This is a genomic window from Microbacterium sp. SWDP-B6, assembly GCF_059803615.1.
This window is the reverse complement of sequence record NZ_JAPFGV010000016.1, coordinates 14,327-30,151: the sequence shown is the minus strand read 5'-3', so window position 1 is coordinate 30,151 and position 15,825 is coordinate 14,327. Positions and strand designations below refer to the sequence as shown.

The following is a 15,825-nucleotide window of genomic DNA, read 5'->3' as shown; positions in this document are numbered from 1 at the left end:
GGGTGACGCTGAAGGTCACTTCGCGGCGAGCGGTGCCGCCAGCAGGCCGAGGTAGTCGGAGAGGCCCCACGGGATCGACAGCGGCGAGGGGTTCGCCGACGCGGCGATCGGAGTGGCATCCGGGAGGATCGCGATGCGGCCCTCGGCGATCGCCGGGATCTTCGACAGAAGCGGGTCTGCCTGCAGCGTCGCGATGAGCGACTCGTCGCCGTATGTCACGAAGACGTCGACGTCAGCGAACTTGTCGGCCTCTTCGGAGCTCACGGTCAGGTAGAACTGGTCGCTGTCGGCGTTCTCCTCGACGACGGACGGCAGAGGAAGGCCCAGGTCGTCGTGCAGGTATCCGGGGCGCGTGTCGATCGCGGTGTAGTAGCCGACCTGGCTCAGGTCGCTCGGGTCGATGTAGGCGAAGAGGACCTTCCTGTCCTTGAGAGCGCTGTTCTCCTCGAGAGCGGCCTCGGCGTCGGCGTGCAGATCCTCGATGAGGGCATCGCCCTCTGCTTCGAGTCCGAGCGCCTTCGAGTTCATCTCGATCATCTCGTCGACCGGCGTGCCCCAGGCGACCTCGGGGTACGCGACGACCGGAGCGATCTTCGAGAGGGTGTCGTACTCCTCTTGCGTGAGGCCGGAGTACGAAGCGAGGATCACATCGGGCTCGGTGTCGGCGACGGCCTCGTAGTCGATGCCGTCAGACTCGTCGAAGAGCACGGGCTCTTCGCCGCCGAGCTCGTCGAGCTTCTCCTCGACCCAGGGCAGGATGCCGTTGTCATCGTCGTCACCCCACGAGGCCTTGCTCATGCCGACGGGAACGATGCCGAGCGCGAGGGGAACCTCGTGGTTGGCCCAGGCGACGGTCGCGACGCGCTCGGGCTTGGTCTCGATCGTGGTCTCGCCATAGACGTGCTCGATCGTGACGGGGAAGGCACTGTCATCGGCGGGGTTTCCGCCGGCGGAGTCGGAGGTCGAGTCGTTCGACGGCGTCGCGCAGGCGGTGAGGCCGACGGCGAGGGCCGCGGCGACACCGGCGGCGAGAAGACGAGAGGTGCGCACAGGCATTCCCTTCGGGTTGGGATGAGGGGGTGCGGCGCGGAGGGGCGCCAGGCTTTGGTAAGCCTGGCCTAATCTAACAGAAAGTTAGGCAAGCCTCATCTCGGGTCCGGGCGCCGGGCGGCGTCCATCCCGCGCGTGCCTGGTCGAAAACGCATGTCCGGATGCAGGCTCGACGCCGCAGCGGTCAGCAGCCAGTCCGCGCGTGCGGGGTCAAAAACGCATCCCCCACGCCCGATTCGGATGCTTTATTGACCCCGCACGCGCCCTCAGATGCATTATTGACCCCGCACCGCATCACGCCCGTCTCGGAAAGCGCTCGGGCATAGAGAAAGCCGGCCGGATCCGTGAGGATCCGACCGGCTTCAGGAAGTCTGCTCGCGCTCAGAGAGCGCGGATGTTCGCAGCCTGCATGCCCTTGGGGCCACGCTCAGCGTCGAATTCGACCTTCTGGTTCTCACGGAGCTCCTTGAAACCGGAGCCGGTGATTGCCGAGTAGTGGGCGAAAAGGTCGTCCGTGCCGTCATCGGGAGCGATGAAGCCGAAGCCCTTTTCAGCGTTGAACCATTTCACAGTGCCAGTGGCCATGTGTTTTCTACTTTCTTTTTCAAACGGCCGCTTGCGCGGCCTGCGCCGTGACGGAACGTCCGACATACGCGCAAGCTCAACGTACCACGGCATCCTGACGTGAAACCCCGAAGTTCGGATTCTTTTGCAGGACCGCCGCCTCAGTGCGCGTGCTGACGCCGAGTTTTCGCAACACGGCCGACACGTGAACGCTCACCGTCTTGACGCTGATGAAGAGCCGCTCGCCGATCTGACGATTGCTCAGACCCTCGGCGATCAGGTCGAGAACCTGCCGTTCGCGGGCCGTGAGCGGGTCGGACTCTTCCGCGCTCTGCGCGCTCGCCGGGGCCGCCGCGAGGCCCGCCGCAGCCGCGAACGCACCGATCGTCCGGGTGAGGGGAACGTGCCCGAGGCGTTCGGCCTCGTTCATCGCATGGGCGAGCACCGCCGTCGCCTCGGAGCGATCGCCGGCATCGACCAGCAACCGGGCGAGCTCGAGCCGGGTGATGAGGCGGAACGTCACGGGCACGTCGTCGCCGTCGGCGAGTTCGACGGCTTCTCGCAGGCTCGGTGCCGACGGCGACAGCAGCGACTCGAGAATCGACCACCACGTGTCGCCGAGCAGCTGACCCGGCTGGGCGAGCCACGCCGCTCGGACTTCGTCACTCGCCTCGCTGACGTCGACACCCGCCGCCCGGAGCTCGGCGATCAACCAGCCCGCCTCGAGAAGAAGCCGCCTCTGGTGCAGGAAGACCGGACCGTCATCGGCGAGCATCGCGCGGACCTCGTCGAGCGCACCTGCGAGGTCTCCTCCCCCCTCGGCGACGGCGACGCGCATCATCACCTCGTCGTACCAGATCTGCCGCTCGACACGACCGGTCTCCTCGAAGGCGGGATGCCACTCGCGCAGGATCTCGGCCGCCTCGTCGTATCGCCCTCGCCACGAGAGCACGCGCACGCGGGTCATCGTGGAGTACATGTGAGAGATGCGCAGCGTCCTCTGCGCGAGTTCGCGGGACAGCATCCCCTCGACCCGCTCGATCTCCCCCATCTCGAGCAACGGCACGGCCATGTTCTGCGTCATCAACGCACCGGTCGTGCGTTCGACGCCGAACGCACGCGCTCGGGCCAGGCCGTCTTCGGCCACGGAGACGGCATCTCTATAGCGCCCGAGCAGCCCGAGCAGGTCGGAGTAGTTGACGCGATATCGCATCTCGGGGTTCGCACTGCGCGCCAGATCGAGAGCGGCCGCATACTCCCGGTGCCCGGCCTCGAGATCACCGAGCTGCGCTCGAGCCCCGCCGCGCACGTTCGCCGCGATCGACGCCTCATCGTCGGCCCCCACCCGCTCGGCGCGCTCACCGGCCTCGGTCGCCAGCGCGATCGCCTCATCGAGTCGCCCGGCGATCATGTAGCGACTCGCGAGCTGATTGAGCACCGATGCGCGCAGTCGATCATCGTCGACCTGCCTCTCGAGGATCTCCAGCGACTGCTGCAGCAGCTGGATCGGCCCCGATCGGCCGAGGTTCATCATGTAGTAGGCCTTGTCTCGCAGCAGCCTCGCGTGCATCCGCGGGTCGACGGTGTCGGGGTCTACCTCGTCGAGCGCGAGATTGACGACAGCAAGCGCTCGCTCGCCGTCACCGGCGTTGCGGAGCACCGAACCCAGAGTGCGAAGCACCTCGAGGCGACCGAGACCCACGACGCTCTCGGCGTCTGGCACCTGGATCCACAGATCGAGGGCGAGCTCTCCGAAGCGTGCCGCGCTCGCGAAGGCGAACCGCGACTTGGCGTCGAACATCGCGGCGACGGCCGCTGCGAGCGCTCGGTGGTCGTCTTGTGCGAGCTGCCAGTGATAGGCGAGCGCGGCCGAGTCGGCGGTGTCGGAGCCGTCGCCGTTCTCCTCCAGCGCCTCGGCATACGCTCGGTGCAGCCGCGCCCTCTCACCCGGAAGCAGATCGTCGTGCACGGCCTCGCGCAGCAGCGCGTGCCGGAATCGATAGTCGTCGTCGGCCACGACGAGGATGCCGCTGAGCGTCGCCTCACGGATCGCCTCATCGAGGCGCGCCTCGGCCAGACCCGCGAGCTGCGTGACCAGCGGATGGGTCAGCGGACGCTCCGCCCCCGAGACCACCTGCACCACCCTCCTCGCGTCATCGCCGAGTCGGTCGAAACGGGCCAGCAGCAGATCACGCAGGCTGCCCGGAAGCGGACCCGAAGAGCATCCGGCGAGCTCTTCGACGAAGAAGGGAACTCCTTCGGCGCGGTCCTGGATGCGCTCGAGGGCCGCATCGCTGAGGGGCTGCCCGGTGATCGATTCGGCGAGCTGGCGAACCGCCGAGGTCTCGAGCCGTTCGACGGTGACCCGCTCGAGCAGGCGCGCGCGAGTGGACTCGCCGATGAACCGGCTGACCGCGTCTCCGCGGCGGACGTCGTCGGAGCGGCAGGTGAGGAGGAGAAGGATGCGCCCGTGGGTCAGCGTGCGCAGCAGGAAGGAGAGGAGCGCGAGGGTCGATTCGTCCGCCCAGTGCAGGTCTTCGACGACGAGCACCTGCGGCGCGTGCTCGGCCGCGGCCTCGATGAGTGCCGCGATCGCATCGCGCAGCCTGTCGGGGCTGGTCTGCGAGCGCTCGGTGGGATTGAGTTCGGGCAGCAGCATCCCCAGAGCCTCGACGCCGACACCGAGCTCTTCGCGCACGCGATCCGCGCCCATACGCGTGACGATCGAGCGAAGAATGCCGGTGATCGGCCCGAAGGGCGTGCGCGAGGCCCCGAGATCGAGGCACCACCCGACATGCACATCGGCTCGGTTGACCACCTCGGCGCCGAACTCGCGCAGCAGCCGGGACTTGCCTATGCCCGCCTCGCCCTCGATGAGCGCCGCGAGCGGAACCCCCTCGACGACTCGGTCGAAGAGGCCGCGCACGACTGCGATCTCGGCCTCTCGGCCGACCATCGCAGCGCTCGCGGCAGAGAGTGACATGGACTCATCGTCCCACTCCCCTCCGACATCCGGGCGGGGTGGCGCGGTCGGTGCCAGGGATGCCGAACTCACCGAACCGCCGCGGGCTCGCAGCAGACGGCGGCCAGACCGGCGGATGGTGCAGCAGGCCCCATTTCAGCGGGCGCAGCGACCCGCGAGGCTCGCGGAGCGACCGTCATGACGGTGCGCGGGGCGGCCGCGGCGGCATCCGGTGCAACGTCCGCGGCAGGATGCGCGGCGGCATCGGGCCCATTCGGCTGTCGCCGGGTGACTGTGCGCAGCATCCGCTGTCCGAACCGTCCCACCGGACCGGGCGTCCGCGGGACGATCTGGTCGGCGTGCTCGGCGAGGAAACGACGGCGTTCAGCCGCCTGCTCCAGACGCTCGTTCTCGTACTCGCTGATCTTCTCGGCGAAGTAGGGGTGCTCGTACATGACATCTCCTCAGTTGGGATGTCCTCAGACTCCGCTCTGAGGTGCCCCGTCGACATCGGGAGGATGCCCTATCTTCTGCGTCGAGCGCGCCCTAGGCCGCGGCAGCCAGGCTGGCGGCAGGCTGCGAGCAGGCAGCGAAAGAGGCCCGGGCGGTGATGGGGGCACCACCGCCCGGGCCTCGGATCAGGGGTCGATCAGGCGTCGACGTCGCCGCGCCAGGCACCGGTCTCGGCGCCGCGCTTCTCGATGAACTCCTTGAAGTTCTTCAGGTCCTTCTTCACGGCGTGCGAGCCGGCGCCGACGAGCGAGCCGACCTTCTCGAGAAGGCCCTCGGGCTCCCAGTCGATCTGCACCGTCACGCGAGTCGTGAGGTCCTCGAGCTTGTGGAAGGTCACCACGCCCGCGTGCTCGGTGTCGCCACCGACGCTCTTCCAGGCGACGCGCTCGTCGGGGTGCTGCTCGGTGATCTCGGCGTCGAATTCACGCGTCGCACCGCCGACCTTCACGGTCCAGCGGTTGTGCGTGTCATCGATCTGGACGATCGACTCGACCTCGTCGAGGAAGTGGGGGAAGCTCTCGAACTGCGTCCACTGGTTGTAAGCGATGTCGACCGGAACGTGTACGTCGATGGTCTCGATGATCTGCGCCATGTGATGCTCCTCACTGTTCGTCGTTCGTGTGATCCCATTCAGCTGCATGCGACGGGGATCCGCGACGGGGTTGACATCGAGGGCGCCACGACCGAGCATGCGCGCGAGTAGCGTGGAGTGCATGCGCATCCACGCCGCGATCCGCGCCTCGAAGCGCTCGCCCCTGCTGCAGGTGGTGAAGTCCGCCGCGGCGACGATCGCCGCGTGGCTGCTGGCCGGCTGGGTGGTTCCGGGGCAGCTGCCCGTGTTCGCCGCGATCGCAGCGCTCCTCGTCGTGCAGCCGAGCGTCAACCAGTCGCTGTCGAAGGCGCTCGAGCGCAGCATCGGCGTGATCGTCGGCGTCGTGATCGCGGTGGCTCTCGGCCTGCTGCTGGGTTCGCCGAGCTGGATCGTGCTGCTCGCCATCGTCGTGGCGATGCTGGTCGCGTGGGCGTTCAAGGCGACGCCGGGCACCGGCAACCAGGTCGCGATCTCGGCGATGCTCGTGCTCGCCCTCGGTTCGACCCCCGACTACGCGATCGCGCGCATCTTCGAGACCCTGATCGGCGTGGTCATCGGCATCGTCGTGAACGCGCTGATCGTGCCGCCGGTGCTGGTCGCCCCCGCCCGCCGCGACCTCGGACTGCTCGGCAGCGAGCTCGCCGCGAGCCTCGACCGTCTGGCCGACGCGCTGCCCGAACCGCAGACGCCCGCGAAGCTGCAGGAGCTCATGCTCGAGGCCCGACTGTTGCGCCCGATGAAGGATGCCGCCGAGGCCTCCATCGCGGCCGGCGAGGAGTCTCTCACCCTGAATCCGCGCCGCTCGACGCACCGCGAGGAGCTCCGCGAGATGCGGGCGCTGCTCGAGCGACTGTCACCGATCGTGACGCAGACCATCGGAATGACCCGTGCGTACTTCGACCACTACGACGACTCGATCGGCCAGGAGCCGGCCGTCACGGCGATCGCCGAACAGCTGCGGCGTGCGGGGCATGACGTGCGGCTGGCCGTGCAGATCGCCGACGTGTCGCCCGAACCCGAGACCCTGACTTCGGCGATCCCCGCGCTCACCGCGCCGCTCGTCATCCGGCCGCCGTCGTCGACCCACTGGATCCTGATCGGGTCGCTGATGGAAGACCTCCGCCGCATCCGCGGGGAGCTCGTCGAGGAGGAGTGAGCGCCGCCCACTCACGAAGGGGCGGCGGTGGGGTCAGTCCTGGTCGGGGTCGTCGGCGAGCACGTCGCCGTCGTCGTCGGAGCCAGGGCCCGAGGGGACGGCAGTCGCCGGCTCTCCCTTGTTGTCTTCGGTGCCGAGGTTGTCGTTCTCCTCCGCACCGGGCGACGGCTCTGTGCTGATGTCGTTGCGCTCGGACTCGATGTCATTGCTGTCGCGGTTCATGCGCGTTCCTCTCGTCGGCGTTCGGTCTGCGTGCACGCGAGGTTACCGGGCCATCAGCCCCTGAAGCGCGGGCCTTGACAAGCACCCGAGGCCTACCCTGGTCACATGCCCGACATGACCGTGCCCGAAGCCCTCGCCGAACTGGCAGCCCTCGAGGATCCGAAGATGCGCGCCGCCAACGAGAAGCGCGGCGACGACCACGGCATGAACCTCAGCCGGCTGCGCGGGGTGGCCAAGCGCATCAAGACCGACCAGGCCCTCGCGAAGGACCTGTGGACGACCGGCGAGACGTCCGCCCGTCTGCTCGCGCTGCTCATCTGCAAGCCACGCGAGTTCACCGCGGATGAGCTCGACGCGATGCTGCGCCAGACCCAGGCCCCCAAGGTCAACGACTGGTTCGTGAACTACGTCGCCAAGAAGACTCCGCTCGCTGAAGAGCTGCGACTGCGCTGGTTCGACGACTCAGACCCGACGGTCGCCGCCGCCGCCTGGTCGCTCACGACCGTGCGCGTGGCGAAGGATGCCGACGGCCTCGACCTCGAGCACCTGCTCGACCTGATCGAGCGCGACCTGGTGGATGCCCCGAAGCGCCTGCAGTGGGCGATGAACGAGACGCTCGCGAACATCGGCATCTTCCACCCGGAGCTGCGGGCCAGGGCGCTGGAGATCGGTGAACGCCTGCAGGTGCTCGCCGACTACCCCACCGCCCCCGGCTGCACCTCTCCGTTCGCCCCGATCTGGATCGGCGAGATCGTGCGCAGGCGCGAGGGCTGAGCATCCTCATCGGATCCCCTCGTACGCTGAGGCCATGAGCACGCACATCGCCGCACAGCCCGGTCAGATCGCCCCCATCGTCCTGTTCCCCGGCGACCCGCTGCGGGCGAAGTGGATCGCCGAGAACTTCCTCGACGGCGCCGAGCTGTATTCCGAGACCCGCGGGATGCTGGGCTACACCGGCACATGGAACGGCCACCGCGTCTCGGTGCAGGGGTCGGGCATGGGGCAGCCGTCGATGGCGATCTATGCGAGCGAGCTGTTCGAGGAGTACGACGTGCAGACGATCGTGCGCGTCGGCTCATGCGGGGCGCTGACCGAGAAGCTCAAGGTGCGCGACATCATCATCGCGAACGGCGCCTGCACCGATTCGGGCATCAACCGCGTGCGCTTCCACGGACTCGATTACGCGCCCGTCGCGGACTTCGGGCTGCTGCGCGCCGCAGTCGAGGCGAGCGAGGCCGAGCCGCTCGACGCCGCTGTGCACGTGGGCCTGCTGTTCTCGAGCGACCAGTTCTACAGCACGCGCCCCGAGCTCACCGAGCCGTTCGTGCAGCACGGCGCGCTCGGCGTCGAGATGGAGGCCGCAGGGCTGTACACCCTCGCGGCGTTCCACGGGCGCCGCGCCCTGGCCATCTGCACGGTGTCCGATCACATCGTCACGGGCGAGCAGACCACCGCTCAGGAGCGCGAGCAGACGTTCGGCGACATGATCCGCATCGCGCTGCGCGCCGCGACCTCGGTCTGAGGCGTTCACAATTCAGCATGAGATCGTGCTGACCGCTCGAATCCGGTGATCTCGGCCGCATCGGACGATTCCCTGCTGAGTACTGCACGAGGTTCGCCCGTGCCGGAGGTGGGATGATCGACAGACCATGCCTGCGATCCTCGACCACACGACGCTGACCGACGGATCCGATGCGGATGCCGTCTACACGGCGTTCGTCGAGTGGGCGGAGTCGACCGGCATCAGTCTCTACCCCGCGCAGGACGAGGCTGTCATCGAGATCGTCTCGGGCAACAACCTGATCCTGTCGACGCCCACCGGCACCGGCAAGTCGCTCGTCGCGATCGGGGCGCACTTCGCGGCACTCGTCGAGGGGCGTCGCTCGTTCTACACGGCGCCGATCAAGGCGCTCGTCAGCGAGAAGTTCTTCTCCCTCGTCGACGTGTTCGGCGCCGCGAACGTCGGCATGATCACCGGCGACTCCTCGGTCAACCCCGATGCGCCGATCATCTGCTGCACGGCGGAGATCCTCGCGAACCTCGCACTGCGACAGGGCACGGATGCCGCGGTGCACCAGGTCGTCATGGACGAGTTCCACTTCTACGCCGACCCCGATCGAGGGTGGGCGTGGCAGGTGCCGCTGCTCGAGCTGCCACAGGCGCAGTTCATCCTGATGTCCGCGACGCTCGGCGATGTCTCGCAGCTGTCGAGCGACCTCACCCGCAGGACGGGCCGCGACACGGCATCCGTCACGGGCGTCGAGCGTCCCGTGCCGCTGCACTACTTCTATGAGACGACGCCGATCCACGAGACGATCGACGACCTGCTCGGCACCGGGCAGGCCCCGATCTACGTCGTGCACTTCTCGCAGGCGGCAGCGATGGAGCGGGCACAGGCGCTGTCGAGCACAAAGGTCGCCACGCGTGAGCAGCGCGATGAGATCGCCGCGCTGATCGGCGGATTCCGGTTCACCACCGCCTTCGGCAAGACCCTCTCGCGGTTCCTGCGTGCGGGCATCGGCGTTCACCATGCCGGGATGCTGCCGAAGTACCGGCGCCTCGTCGAGCAGCTCGCCCAGCGCGGACTGCTGCGCGTGATCTGCGGCACGGACACCCTCGGCGTCGGCATCAACGTGCCCATCCGCACGGTGCTGCTCACGGCTCTGACGAAGTTCGACGGCACCCGGATGCGGCAGCTCAGCGCGCGCGAGTTCCACCAGATCGCGGGGCGAGCGGGACGCGCGGGCTTCGACACCGCCGGCACCGTGGTCGCCCAGGCTCCCGAGCACGAGAGCGACAACATCGCCGCGATCAAGAAGGCCGGCGACGACCCGAAGAAGAAGCGCAAGATCATCCGCAAGAAGGCACCCGACGGCTTCGTGTCCTGGGGCGAGCCGTCGTTCCGCAAGCTGATCGACGCGGAGCCCGAGACACTGACCTCGCACATGCAGATCACGAGCGCGATGATGCTCAACGTGATCGGCCGCGGCGGCGACGTGTTCGGCAACATGCGTGCGCTGGTCTACGACAACCACGAGCCTCGCAAGAGGCAGCGCGAGCTCGCACTGCGCGCCATCGGCATCTACCGGACGCTGCTCGAATCGGGCGTCGTCGAGCAGACGGACGACGGCGAGATCCGCCTCACCGTCGATCTGCAGCCGAACTTCGCGCTGAACCAGCCGCTGTCGCCGTTCGCCCTCGCGGCCTTCGACCTGCTCGACCGCGATCCGGCTGCGGGCACGGGAACCGGCTCCTACGCCCTCGACATGATCTCGATCGTCGAATCGACGCTCGACGACCCTCGGGCGATCCTCGGGCAGCAGGAGTTCCTTGCCCGCGGAGAGGCCGTCGCCGCCATGAAGCGCGAGGGCATCGAATACGACGAGCGCATGGAGCTGCTCGAGGAGATCACCTACCCGAAGCCCCTCGATGAGCTGCTCACGGCCGCGTTCGAGACGTTCGGCGCCGCGCAGCCGTGGATCCGCGACTTCGAACTGCACCCGAAGTCGGTCGTGCGCGACATGTACGAGCGGGCCATGTCGTTCGGGGAATACGTCGCGTACTACAAGATCGCCCGCTCCGAGGGCGTGGTGCTGCGCTATCTGTCCGACGCCTACAGGGCAGCATCCCAGACGATTCCCGAAGAGGGTAAGGACGAGGACCTCCGCGACCTGATCGAGTGGCTCGGCGAGCTCGTCCGTCAGGTCGACTCGAGCCTGCTCGACGAATGGGAAGAGCTGGTCAACGGCGTGCTGCACGGCCCGGATGACGAGCCGATCGTGCCGCCCGCTCCGAAGCGCCTGACGTCGAACACCCGCGCTTTCCGCACCCTCGTTCGCAACGAGCTGTTCCGACGGGTGCAGCTCGCGGCGCGCGAGGATGTCTCTGCTCTCGCGGACCTCGACCCGTCGTTCGGTGCGGACGCCTGGTCGGACGCGCTCGACGGCTACTTCGCCGACCACGACGAGATCCTCACCGGAGCGAACGCGCGCAGCGCGCAGCTGCTGCTCATCACCGAGGGCACGACCGAGTGGACCGTCCGCCAGATCCTCGACGATCCGGCGGGCGATCACGACTGGGGCATCTCCGCGACCGTCGACCTCGCCGCCTCCGACGAGGAGGGCGCTGCGGTGCTCACCGTGACGGGCGTCGACCGGCTCTGAGCGCGGTCGGACGCCTGATCCTTCCCCGGCGGCCTGACCGCACACGCCTCCTCCGTCAGCAGTCCGGGGCTCAGTCAGCCCTCCGAGGCTCAGTCAGCAATCCGTGCCTGAGTCATCCGGTCGATCGGTCGCAGCGGATCGAAAAGCACCTCGAGCCACACTCGCACGAGGCCGGCATGCACCGCGAGGCAGACGGTGATCACCACCGCGGTGAGGACGATCGGCCAGACGGCCTCGACCGCCGGCGTCACGACCCATCCGGATCCGCGCAGCGCACCGTCGATCAAGGCGAGCGGAATCATGTGGATCACGTAGATCGGCAGCGTGCGCTGTCCCACCCACCGCAGCGGCCGCGCGATGACGCTCGCATGTCGGTCGATCGTCACGCACGTCATGACCCCGAATGCCACCGCGACGACCGCGAGAAGCGGCGATACTCCCGGCCATCGACGCATGCCGAGCACTCCGACCGCACCGACGGCCGCGACATATGCCCCTCCGAGCATGAGCATCCGCAGCGGCGTCGCACCCGCGGCGAATCGCTCGATCACGCTCCGCAGCCGCAGCCCCGCGAGGAAGAAGAACAGGTTCTGCACGAGCTGCCACAGGTTGCCCAGGTCGGGGATCACCCCCGCCGCCGCGACCGCAGCGATCACGAACGCGACCGGCAGCACCACGGCGGTCGGTACGTGCCTCACGAGGCGCGCGACGAGCAGGTACACGGCCAGGGCGAGCAGATACCAGAGGTTGGTCGGGCTGATCGTGAGCTGCGCGAGCAGCTGCCATCCGTTCTCCGCCCTGGCCGTGTCGAAGTCCGGAGTGAGGGCGAGCACGAACGTCTGGATCACGACCCAGATGACATAGACCGCCGCGAGGCGGCCGGCGCGACGTCGCCAGGGGGTGCCCGCGGGCGCGTTCACGGCGCGCGCTGCGAACATCCCCGAGATCAGGAAGAACAGCGGCATCCGCAGCGGCAGCAGCTGCGCGTTGAGCGTCGCCCAGGCATCGGTGACGGGCCCGGCACCTGAGACCGCGATCGCGTGCTTGGTGACGACGTGCCAGAGCACCACGAGGATGATGCACACGCCCTTCGCGACATCGGGCCAGCCGACGCGCGCGGTCACCGCCCCGGCACCTCGGCGGCGCGGACGAGGCGCGACACCAGCTCGACGTACGACACGTCGGCCGCCGCGAACATCCGCGGCACCTGGGATGCCGCAGTCAACCCCGGCATCGTGTTGACCTCGTTCAGCACCGGCCCCTCGGCGGTGAGGAAGAAGTCCATGCGGGCGACCCCGGCGCACCCGAGGGCGTCGAACATGGTCAGCGCGGCGCGCGTGAGCGAGATCGCCTCAGCCCCCGAGAGCTGCGCCGGCACCGTGAACCGCGCACTGCCGTCGTACTTCATGGCGGTGTCGAACAGCCCGGCCGCGTGGATCTCGAGCGACGGCGCCGCCCAGCGCACCCCTCCGGACTCCTTGATCACGGCGACGTCGACCTCCCTCCCGTGCACGACCTCCTCGACGAGGATGCGTCGATCGAAGCGCGCCGCCTCCCGCAGCGCCGCACCGAGCTCGGCCTCCTCACGCACGAGCGAGACCCCGTAGCTCGACCCGGCCGACACGGGCTTCACGACCACCGGGCCATCGAACTCGGAGTCTCCGCAGTCGGCTGCATCGATCAGTCGGCCGCTCGCGGTGCGCAGCCCCGCCGCGTCGGCGACGAGCTTCGTCGCCCACTTGTCCATGCCGATCGCCCCGGCGCGCGGCCCTGACCCGACCACCCGCACGCCCGCGAGAGCGCACAGAGAAGCGAGCGATCCGTCTTCACCCAGCGCTCCATGCACCGCAGGGAATACGACATCAGCTGCGGCTATGAGCGGCATCGCGAGAACGAGCGACTCGGCGGCGGTGGCACCCTCCGAGACGCCCGCCACCTCCCAGACACCCTCTCGTGAGATGGTTACCGTGCTGACGTCGTATCCGCCGACACGCAGCGCGTCGGCGACCGCGGCCGCCGACGCGAGCGAGACCTCGTGCTCGGCGTTCTGCCCTCCTCCGATGACCAGCACTCTCACGCGATCGCCCTCTCGACCCGGCGACCGATTCCCGTGACGATCGTGTGCGGGATGCTCCCTGCCCACCGGGCCCACTCCTGCACGGTCGGCACCGCCCCGCCCTCCGGGCCGAACACCACGGCTGTGGTGCCTCTGGGCAGGGTCAGATCACCCGTGTCGACGACGATCTGATCCATCGACACCCGCCCGGCGATCGGGCATCGGATGCCGTCGATCGCGACCGCTGCCCCCACGGCGAGCTCCCGCGGGATGCCGTCGGCATAACCGACGCCGATCACGCTCAACCGGGTCGCGCGCTCGGTCACATATGCGCCGCCGTAGCCGACCGGGGTCCCTGCCGGCACGACGCTGCTGTGCACGACGGATGCCGTCAGCCGCGCCGCACCCTGCAGCGCCACGCTCTCCGACGGGTCTATGCCGACGAGCCCGGCGCCGACGCGAACCATGTCGAAGTGCGTCGCCGGATCCGTCAGCGTGCCGGACGTCGCCGCGAGATGCACGATCAGCGGACCGAAGCCGGCGCGCAGCACGGCATCCCTCGCCTGCCTCATCCGCAGCACCGCGGGCGCGTTGATCGCGGGGTCAGCGGCGTCGGCGTCGGGAAGATGCCCCATCACCCCCACCACCTCGACGCGACCGCGTCCGGAGCGCGCCACCCGCAGCAGCTCGGCCCAGTCCTCGAGCGGCACCCCACCCCGCGACATCCCCGTGTCCATGTGCAGATGCACGCGCACGCGTCCGTCAGGCAGCGACGACGCATCGGTGATCAACTGGCGCAGCTCGTCGACAGAGCCGACCGCGATGTCGACGCGATCCGCGACGACCTGAGTGACATCGACCCCCGCCGGATTCAGCCACGCGAGGATCGGCACCTCGATGCCCGCATCACGCAGCTCGGCGGCATCCCCCGCGTCGGTCACGCCCAGCCATTCGGCTCCGGCGTCGATCGCGGCGAGAGCGACGACGACGGCGCCGAGACCGTAGCCGTCGGCCTTCACCACCGCCATGATGCGGGACTCGGTGGCCGTCCGCATCCGCCCGACGTTCGCCACGACCGCGTCGCGAAGGGTGTGCAGGGTCGGTGCGTGCATGCGCGAGAGCGCGTGGTGCGGGGTCGTGAGAGCGGTGGTCATCGCTGCGTCCTCGGGTCGGCAGTCGGGTCGTCGTACATCAGTGGGCAGCCGTTCGCCACGGCTGCCGGACGCAGGTCGAAGTGCCACCGCTCGTTCGCATAGATCTGGCACAGACCGAACTCATCACCGTGCTGCGCCAGCCAGTCCTGCGCGGTGAGCGGACCGAGGTCGATCGCATCCCCCGACACGTGCTCCGAGTTCTCGGGCGTCGCGACCCAGCGCGCGGCCTCTTCCTCTGATCCGTATTCGGCGACCGCATCCTGCAGCAGCACCTGCTGGTACTCGGCCGACCTCCATCCGCTGTTCACGTGCATGCGCACGCCGTCCTGCTCCGCCGCCGTGGCCGCAGCGCGCACGGCGGCCAGCAGATCGGAGTCGAGGTTCGTCACGGCGGGAGTCTCGTCGAACACCGACACGGCGCCCTCGTCGCGGATCACCCCGTCGGCCTCGGAGAGAGAGGCAGGAGAGACGGTCGGTGAGACGGATGCCGACGCCAGAGACTGCTGGCCGATCAGCACGGCCGAGCCCGTGATGGCCGCGGCGAGCATGGCGACACCGATGATCGCGGCGAGGCGTCGCTGTCTGAGGGAAGAGCGTGTGTTCATGTCCTCAGTCAAGAAGGGGGTCTGTTGCGACGGCGTATGCGCTTTTGCATATGCTCCCGATATGTGGGGGTGCGTAAGCTCTGAGCACATGGGAGCTGTGTCGTGAGGGTGCTGATCGTCGAGGACGAGCCCTACCTCGCAGAGGCCGTGCGCGACGGACTGCGGCTCGAGGCGATCGCCGCCGACATCGCCGGCGACGGAGACACGGCACTCGAGCTGCTCAGCATCAACTCCTACGACCTCGCCGTGCTCGACCGCGACATCCCCGGCCCCTCGGGCGATGACGTCGCCCGCTCGATCGTGGCGTCGGGCAGCGGCATCCCGATCCTCATGCTCACCGCGGCCGACCGCCTCGACGACAAGGAGACAGGTTTCGAGATCGGCGCCGACGACTACCTGACCAAGCCGTTCGAGCTGCGCGAGCTCGTGCTGCGCCTGCGTGCCCTCGATCGCCGACGGCAGCGCGTGCGGCCACCCGTGCTCGAGGTGGCGGGGCTGCGACTCGACCCGTTCCGCCGCGAGGTCTTCCGTGACGGCAGGTACGTCGCGCTCACGCGCAAGCAGTTCGCCGTGCTCGAGGTGCTGATCGACGCAGGCGGCGGGGTCGTCAGCGCCGAGCAGCTGCTCGAGCGCGCGTGGGATGAGAATGCCGACCCGTTCACGAACGCCGTGCGCATCACGGTCTCGTCGCTGCGCAAGAGGCTGGGTGAGCCCTGGCTGATCCTCACGGTGCCGGGCGTCGGCTATCGCATCGGGACGGATGCCGATGGCTGACCAGGTCCGCACAC

15 protein-coding genes are annotated in these 15,825 nt (G+C 68.6%); 5 read left to right on the top strand and 10 right to left on the bottom strand.

Annotated elements, in window-relative coordinates:
* Nucleotides 1-15: 15 nt before the first annotated feature.
* The 5 genes from OPU70_RS16130 to OPU70_RS16110 form a co-directional block, all read right to left on the bottom strand.
* Nucleotides 16-1,050: an iron-siderophore ABC transporter substrate-binding protein gene (locus OPU70_RS16130; RefSeq protein WP_498558241.1), complete on the bottom strand. Its 1,035-nt coding sequence runs from the start codon at nt 1,048-1,050 to the stop codon at nt 16-18.
* Nucleotides 1,051-1,431: 381 nt separating this feature from the next.
* Entirely contained in the window at nt 1,432-1,635 is a 204-nt protein-coding gene (locus OPU70_RS16125) for a cold-shock protein (RefSeq protein WP_042538190.1), read from the bottom strand.
* 76 nt (nt 1,636-1,711) lie between these two features.
* Nucleotides 1,712-4,597, bottom strand: a complete 2,886-nt coding sequence (locus tag OPU70_RS16120) for a helix-turn-helix transcriptional regulator (RefSeq protein WP_498558240.1) — start codon at nt 4,595-4,597, stop codon at nt 1,712-1,714.
* Between the two features lie 68 nt (nt 4,598-4,665).
* Nucleotides 4,666-5,031 carry a hypothetical protein gene (locus OPU70_RS16115; RefSeq protein WP_455904095.1) on the bottom strand — a complete coding sequence of 122 codons (366 nt, stop codon included), beginning with the start codon at nt 5,029-5,031 and terminating at the stop codon, nt 4,666-4,668.
* Nucleotides 5,032-5,225: 194 nt separating this feature from the next.
* Nucleotides 5,226-5,681 (bottom strand): SRPBCC family protein, encoded by a 456-nt coding sequence (locus tag OPU70_RS16110; protein ID WP_042538348.1) that lies wholly within the window; start codon nt 5,679-5,681, stop codon nt 5,226-5,228.
* Between the two features lie 121 nt (nt 5,682-5,802).
* On the opposite strand from OPU70_RS16110, the gene OPU70_RS16105 reads away from it, so the two are divergent.
* Nucleotides 5,803-6,837, top strand: a complete 1,035-nt coding sequence (locus OPU70_RS16105; protein WP_042538197.1) for an FUSC family protein — start codon at nt 5,803-5,805, stop codon at nt 6,835-6,837.
* 33 nt (nt 6,838-6,870) lie between these two features.
* Here the strand turns inward: OPU70_RS16105 and OPU70_RS16100 are convergent, their stop codons facing one another.
* The gene (locus OPU70_RS16100; protein WP_498558239.1) at nt 6,871-7,059 is read right to left on the bottom strand and encodes a hypothetical protein; all 189 of its coding nucleotides are present in this window, start codon (nt 7,057-7,059) and stop codon (nt 6,871-6,873) included.
* A 105-nt stretch (nt 7,060-7,164) separates the two neighbouring features.
* Here OPU70_RS16100 and OPU70_RS16095 point away from each other — a divergent pair, with 105 nt between their 5' ends.
* The 3 genes from OPU70_RS16095 (at nt 7,165) to OPU70_RS16085 (ending at nt 11,222) form a co-directional block, all read left to right on the top strand.
* Nucleotides 7,165-7,833 carry a DNA alkylation repair protein gene (locus OPU70_RS16095; protein ID WP_079112089.1) on the top strand — a complete coding sequence of 223 codons (669 nt, stop codon included), beginning with the start codon at nt 7,165-7,167 and terminating at the stop codon, nt 7,831-7,833.
* A 34-nt stretch (nt 7,834-7,867) separates the two neighbouring features.
* Nucleotides 7,868-8,581, top strand: a complete 714-nt coding sequence (deoD, locus tag OPU70_RS16090; protein ID WP_042538203.1) for a purine-nucleoside phosphorylase — start codon at nt 7,868-7,870, stop codon at nt 8,579-8,581.
* A 127-nt stretch (nt 8,582-8,708) separates the two neighbouring features.
* The gene (locus OPU70_RS16085; protein ID WP_475433520.1) at nt 8,709-11,222 is read left to right on the top strand and encodes a DEAD/DEAH box helicase; all 2,514 of its coding nucleotides are present in this window, start codon (nt 8,709-8,711) and stop codon (nt 11,220-11,222) included.
* Between the two features lie 89 nt (nt 11,223-11,311).
* Here OPU70_RS16085 and OPU70_RS16080 read toward each other — a convergent pair whose 3' ends face one another.
* Genes OPU70_RS16080 through OPU70_RS16065 form a run of 4 tightly spaced genes read right to left on the bottom strand, consistent with a single transcriptional unit; the run spans nt 11,312 to nt 15,037 of the window.
* Entirely contained in the window at nt 11,312-12,346 is a 1,035-nt protein-coding gene (locus tag OPU70_RS16080; protein WP_498558238.1) for an acyltransferase family protein, read from the bottom strand.
* On the bottom strand, nt 12,343-13,299 hold the full coding sequence (locus OPU70_RS16075; protein WP_079112085.1) for a D-alanine--D-alanine ligase family protein: 957 nt from the start codon (nt 13,297-13,299) through the stop codon (nt 12,343-12,345). Before OPU70_RS16075 ends, OPU70_RS16080 begins: the two co-directional genes overlap by 4 nt.
* Nucleotides 13,296-14,432: an alanine racemase gene (gene alr / locus OPU70_RS16070; RefSeq protein WP_498558237.1), complete on the bottom strand. Its 1,137-nt coding sequence runs from the start codon at nt 14,430-14,432 to the stop codon at nt 13,296-13,298. Before alr ends, OPU70_RS16075 begins: the two co-directional genes overlap by 4 nt.
* Nucleotides 14,429-15,037: a M15 family metallopeptidase gene (locus OPU70_RS16065; RefSeq protein WP_498558236.1), complete on the bottom strand. Its 609-nt coding sequence runs from the start codon at nt 15,035-15,037 to the stop codon at nt 14,429-14,431. The genes alr and OPU70_RS16065 overlap by 4 nt, the downstream gene beginning before the upstream one ends.
* A gap of 102 nt (nt 15,038-15,139) precedes the next feature.
* Here OPU70_RS16065 and OPU70_RS16060 point away from each other — a divergent pair, with 102 nt between their 5' ends.
* Nucleotides 15,140-15,811 (top strand): response regulator transcription factor, encoded by a 672-nt coding sequence (locus OPU70_RS16060; protein WP_042538211.1) that lies wholly within the window; start codon nt 15,140-15,142, stop codon nt 15,809-15,811.
* Nucleotides 15,812-15,825: the final 14 nt, after the last annotated feature.

Bases quoted from the DNA above. Each gene is read 5' to 3' on its own strand.
- OPU70_RS16065 (WP_498558236.1), bottom strand. From the start codon at position 15,037: ATGAACACACGCTCTTCCCTCAGACAGCGACGCCTCGCCGCGATCATC.
- OPU70_RS16120 (WP_498558240.1), bottom strand. From the start codon at position 4,597: ATGTCACTCTCTGCCGCGAGCGCTGCGATGGTCGGCCGAGAGGCCGAG.
- OPU70_RS16085 (WP_475433520.1), top strand. From the start codon at position 8,709: ATGCCTGCGATCCTCGACCACACGACGCTGACCGACGGATCCGATGCG.
- OPU70_RS16125 (WP_042538190.1), bottom strand. From the start codon at position 1,635: ATGGCCACTGGCACTGTGAAATGGTTCAACGCTGAAAAGGGCTTCGGC.
- deoD (WP_042538203.1), top strand. From the start codon at position 7,868: ATGAGCACGCACATCGCCGCACAGCCCGGTCAGATCGCCCCCATCGTC.
- OPU70_RS16100 (WP_498558239.1), bottom strand. From the start codon at position 7,059: ATGAACCGCGACAGCAATGACATCGAGTCCGAGCGCAACGACATCAGC.
- OPU70_RS16115 (WP_455904095.1), bottom strand. From the start codon at position 5,031: ATGTACGAGCACCCCTACTTCGCCGAGAAGATCAGCGAGTACGAGAAC.
- OPU70_RS16105 (WP_042538197.1), top strand. From the start codon at position 5,803: ATGCGCATCCACGCCGCGATCCGCGCCTCGAAGCGCTCGCCCCTGCTG.
- OPU70_RS16095 (WP_079112089.1), top strand. From the start codon at position 7,165: ATGCCCGACATGACCGTGCCCGAAGCCCTCGCCGAACTGGCAGCCCTC.
- OPU70_RS16110 (WP_042538348.1), bottom strand. From the start codon at position 5,681: ATGGCGCAGATCATCGAGACCATCGACGTACACGTTCCGGTCGACATC.
- alr (WP_498558237.1), bottom strand. From the start codon at position 14,432: ATGACCACCGCTCTCACGACCCCGCACCACGCGCTCTCGCGCATGCAC.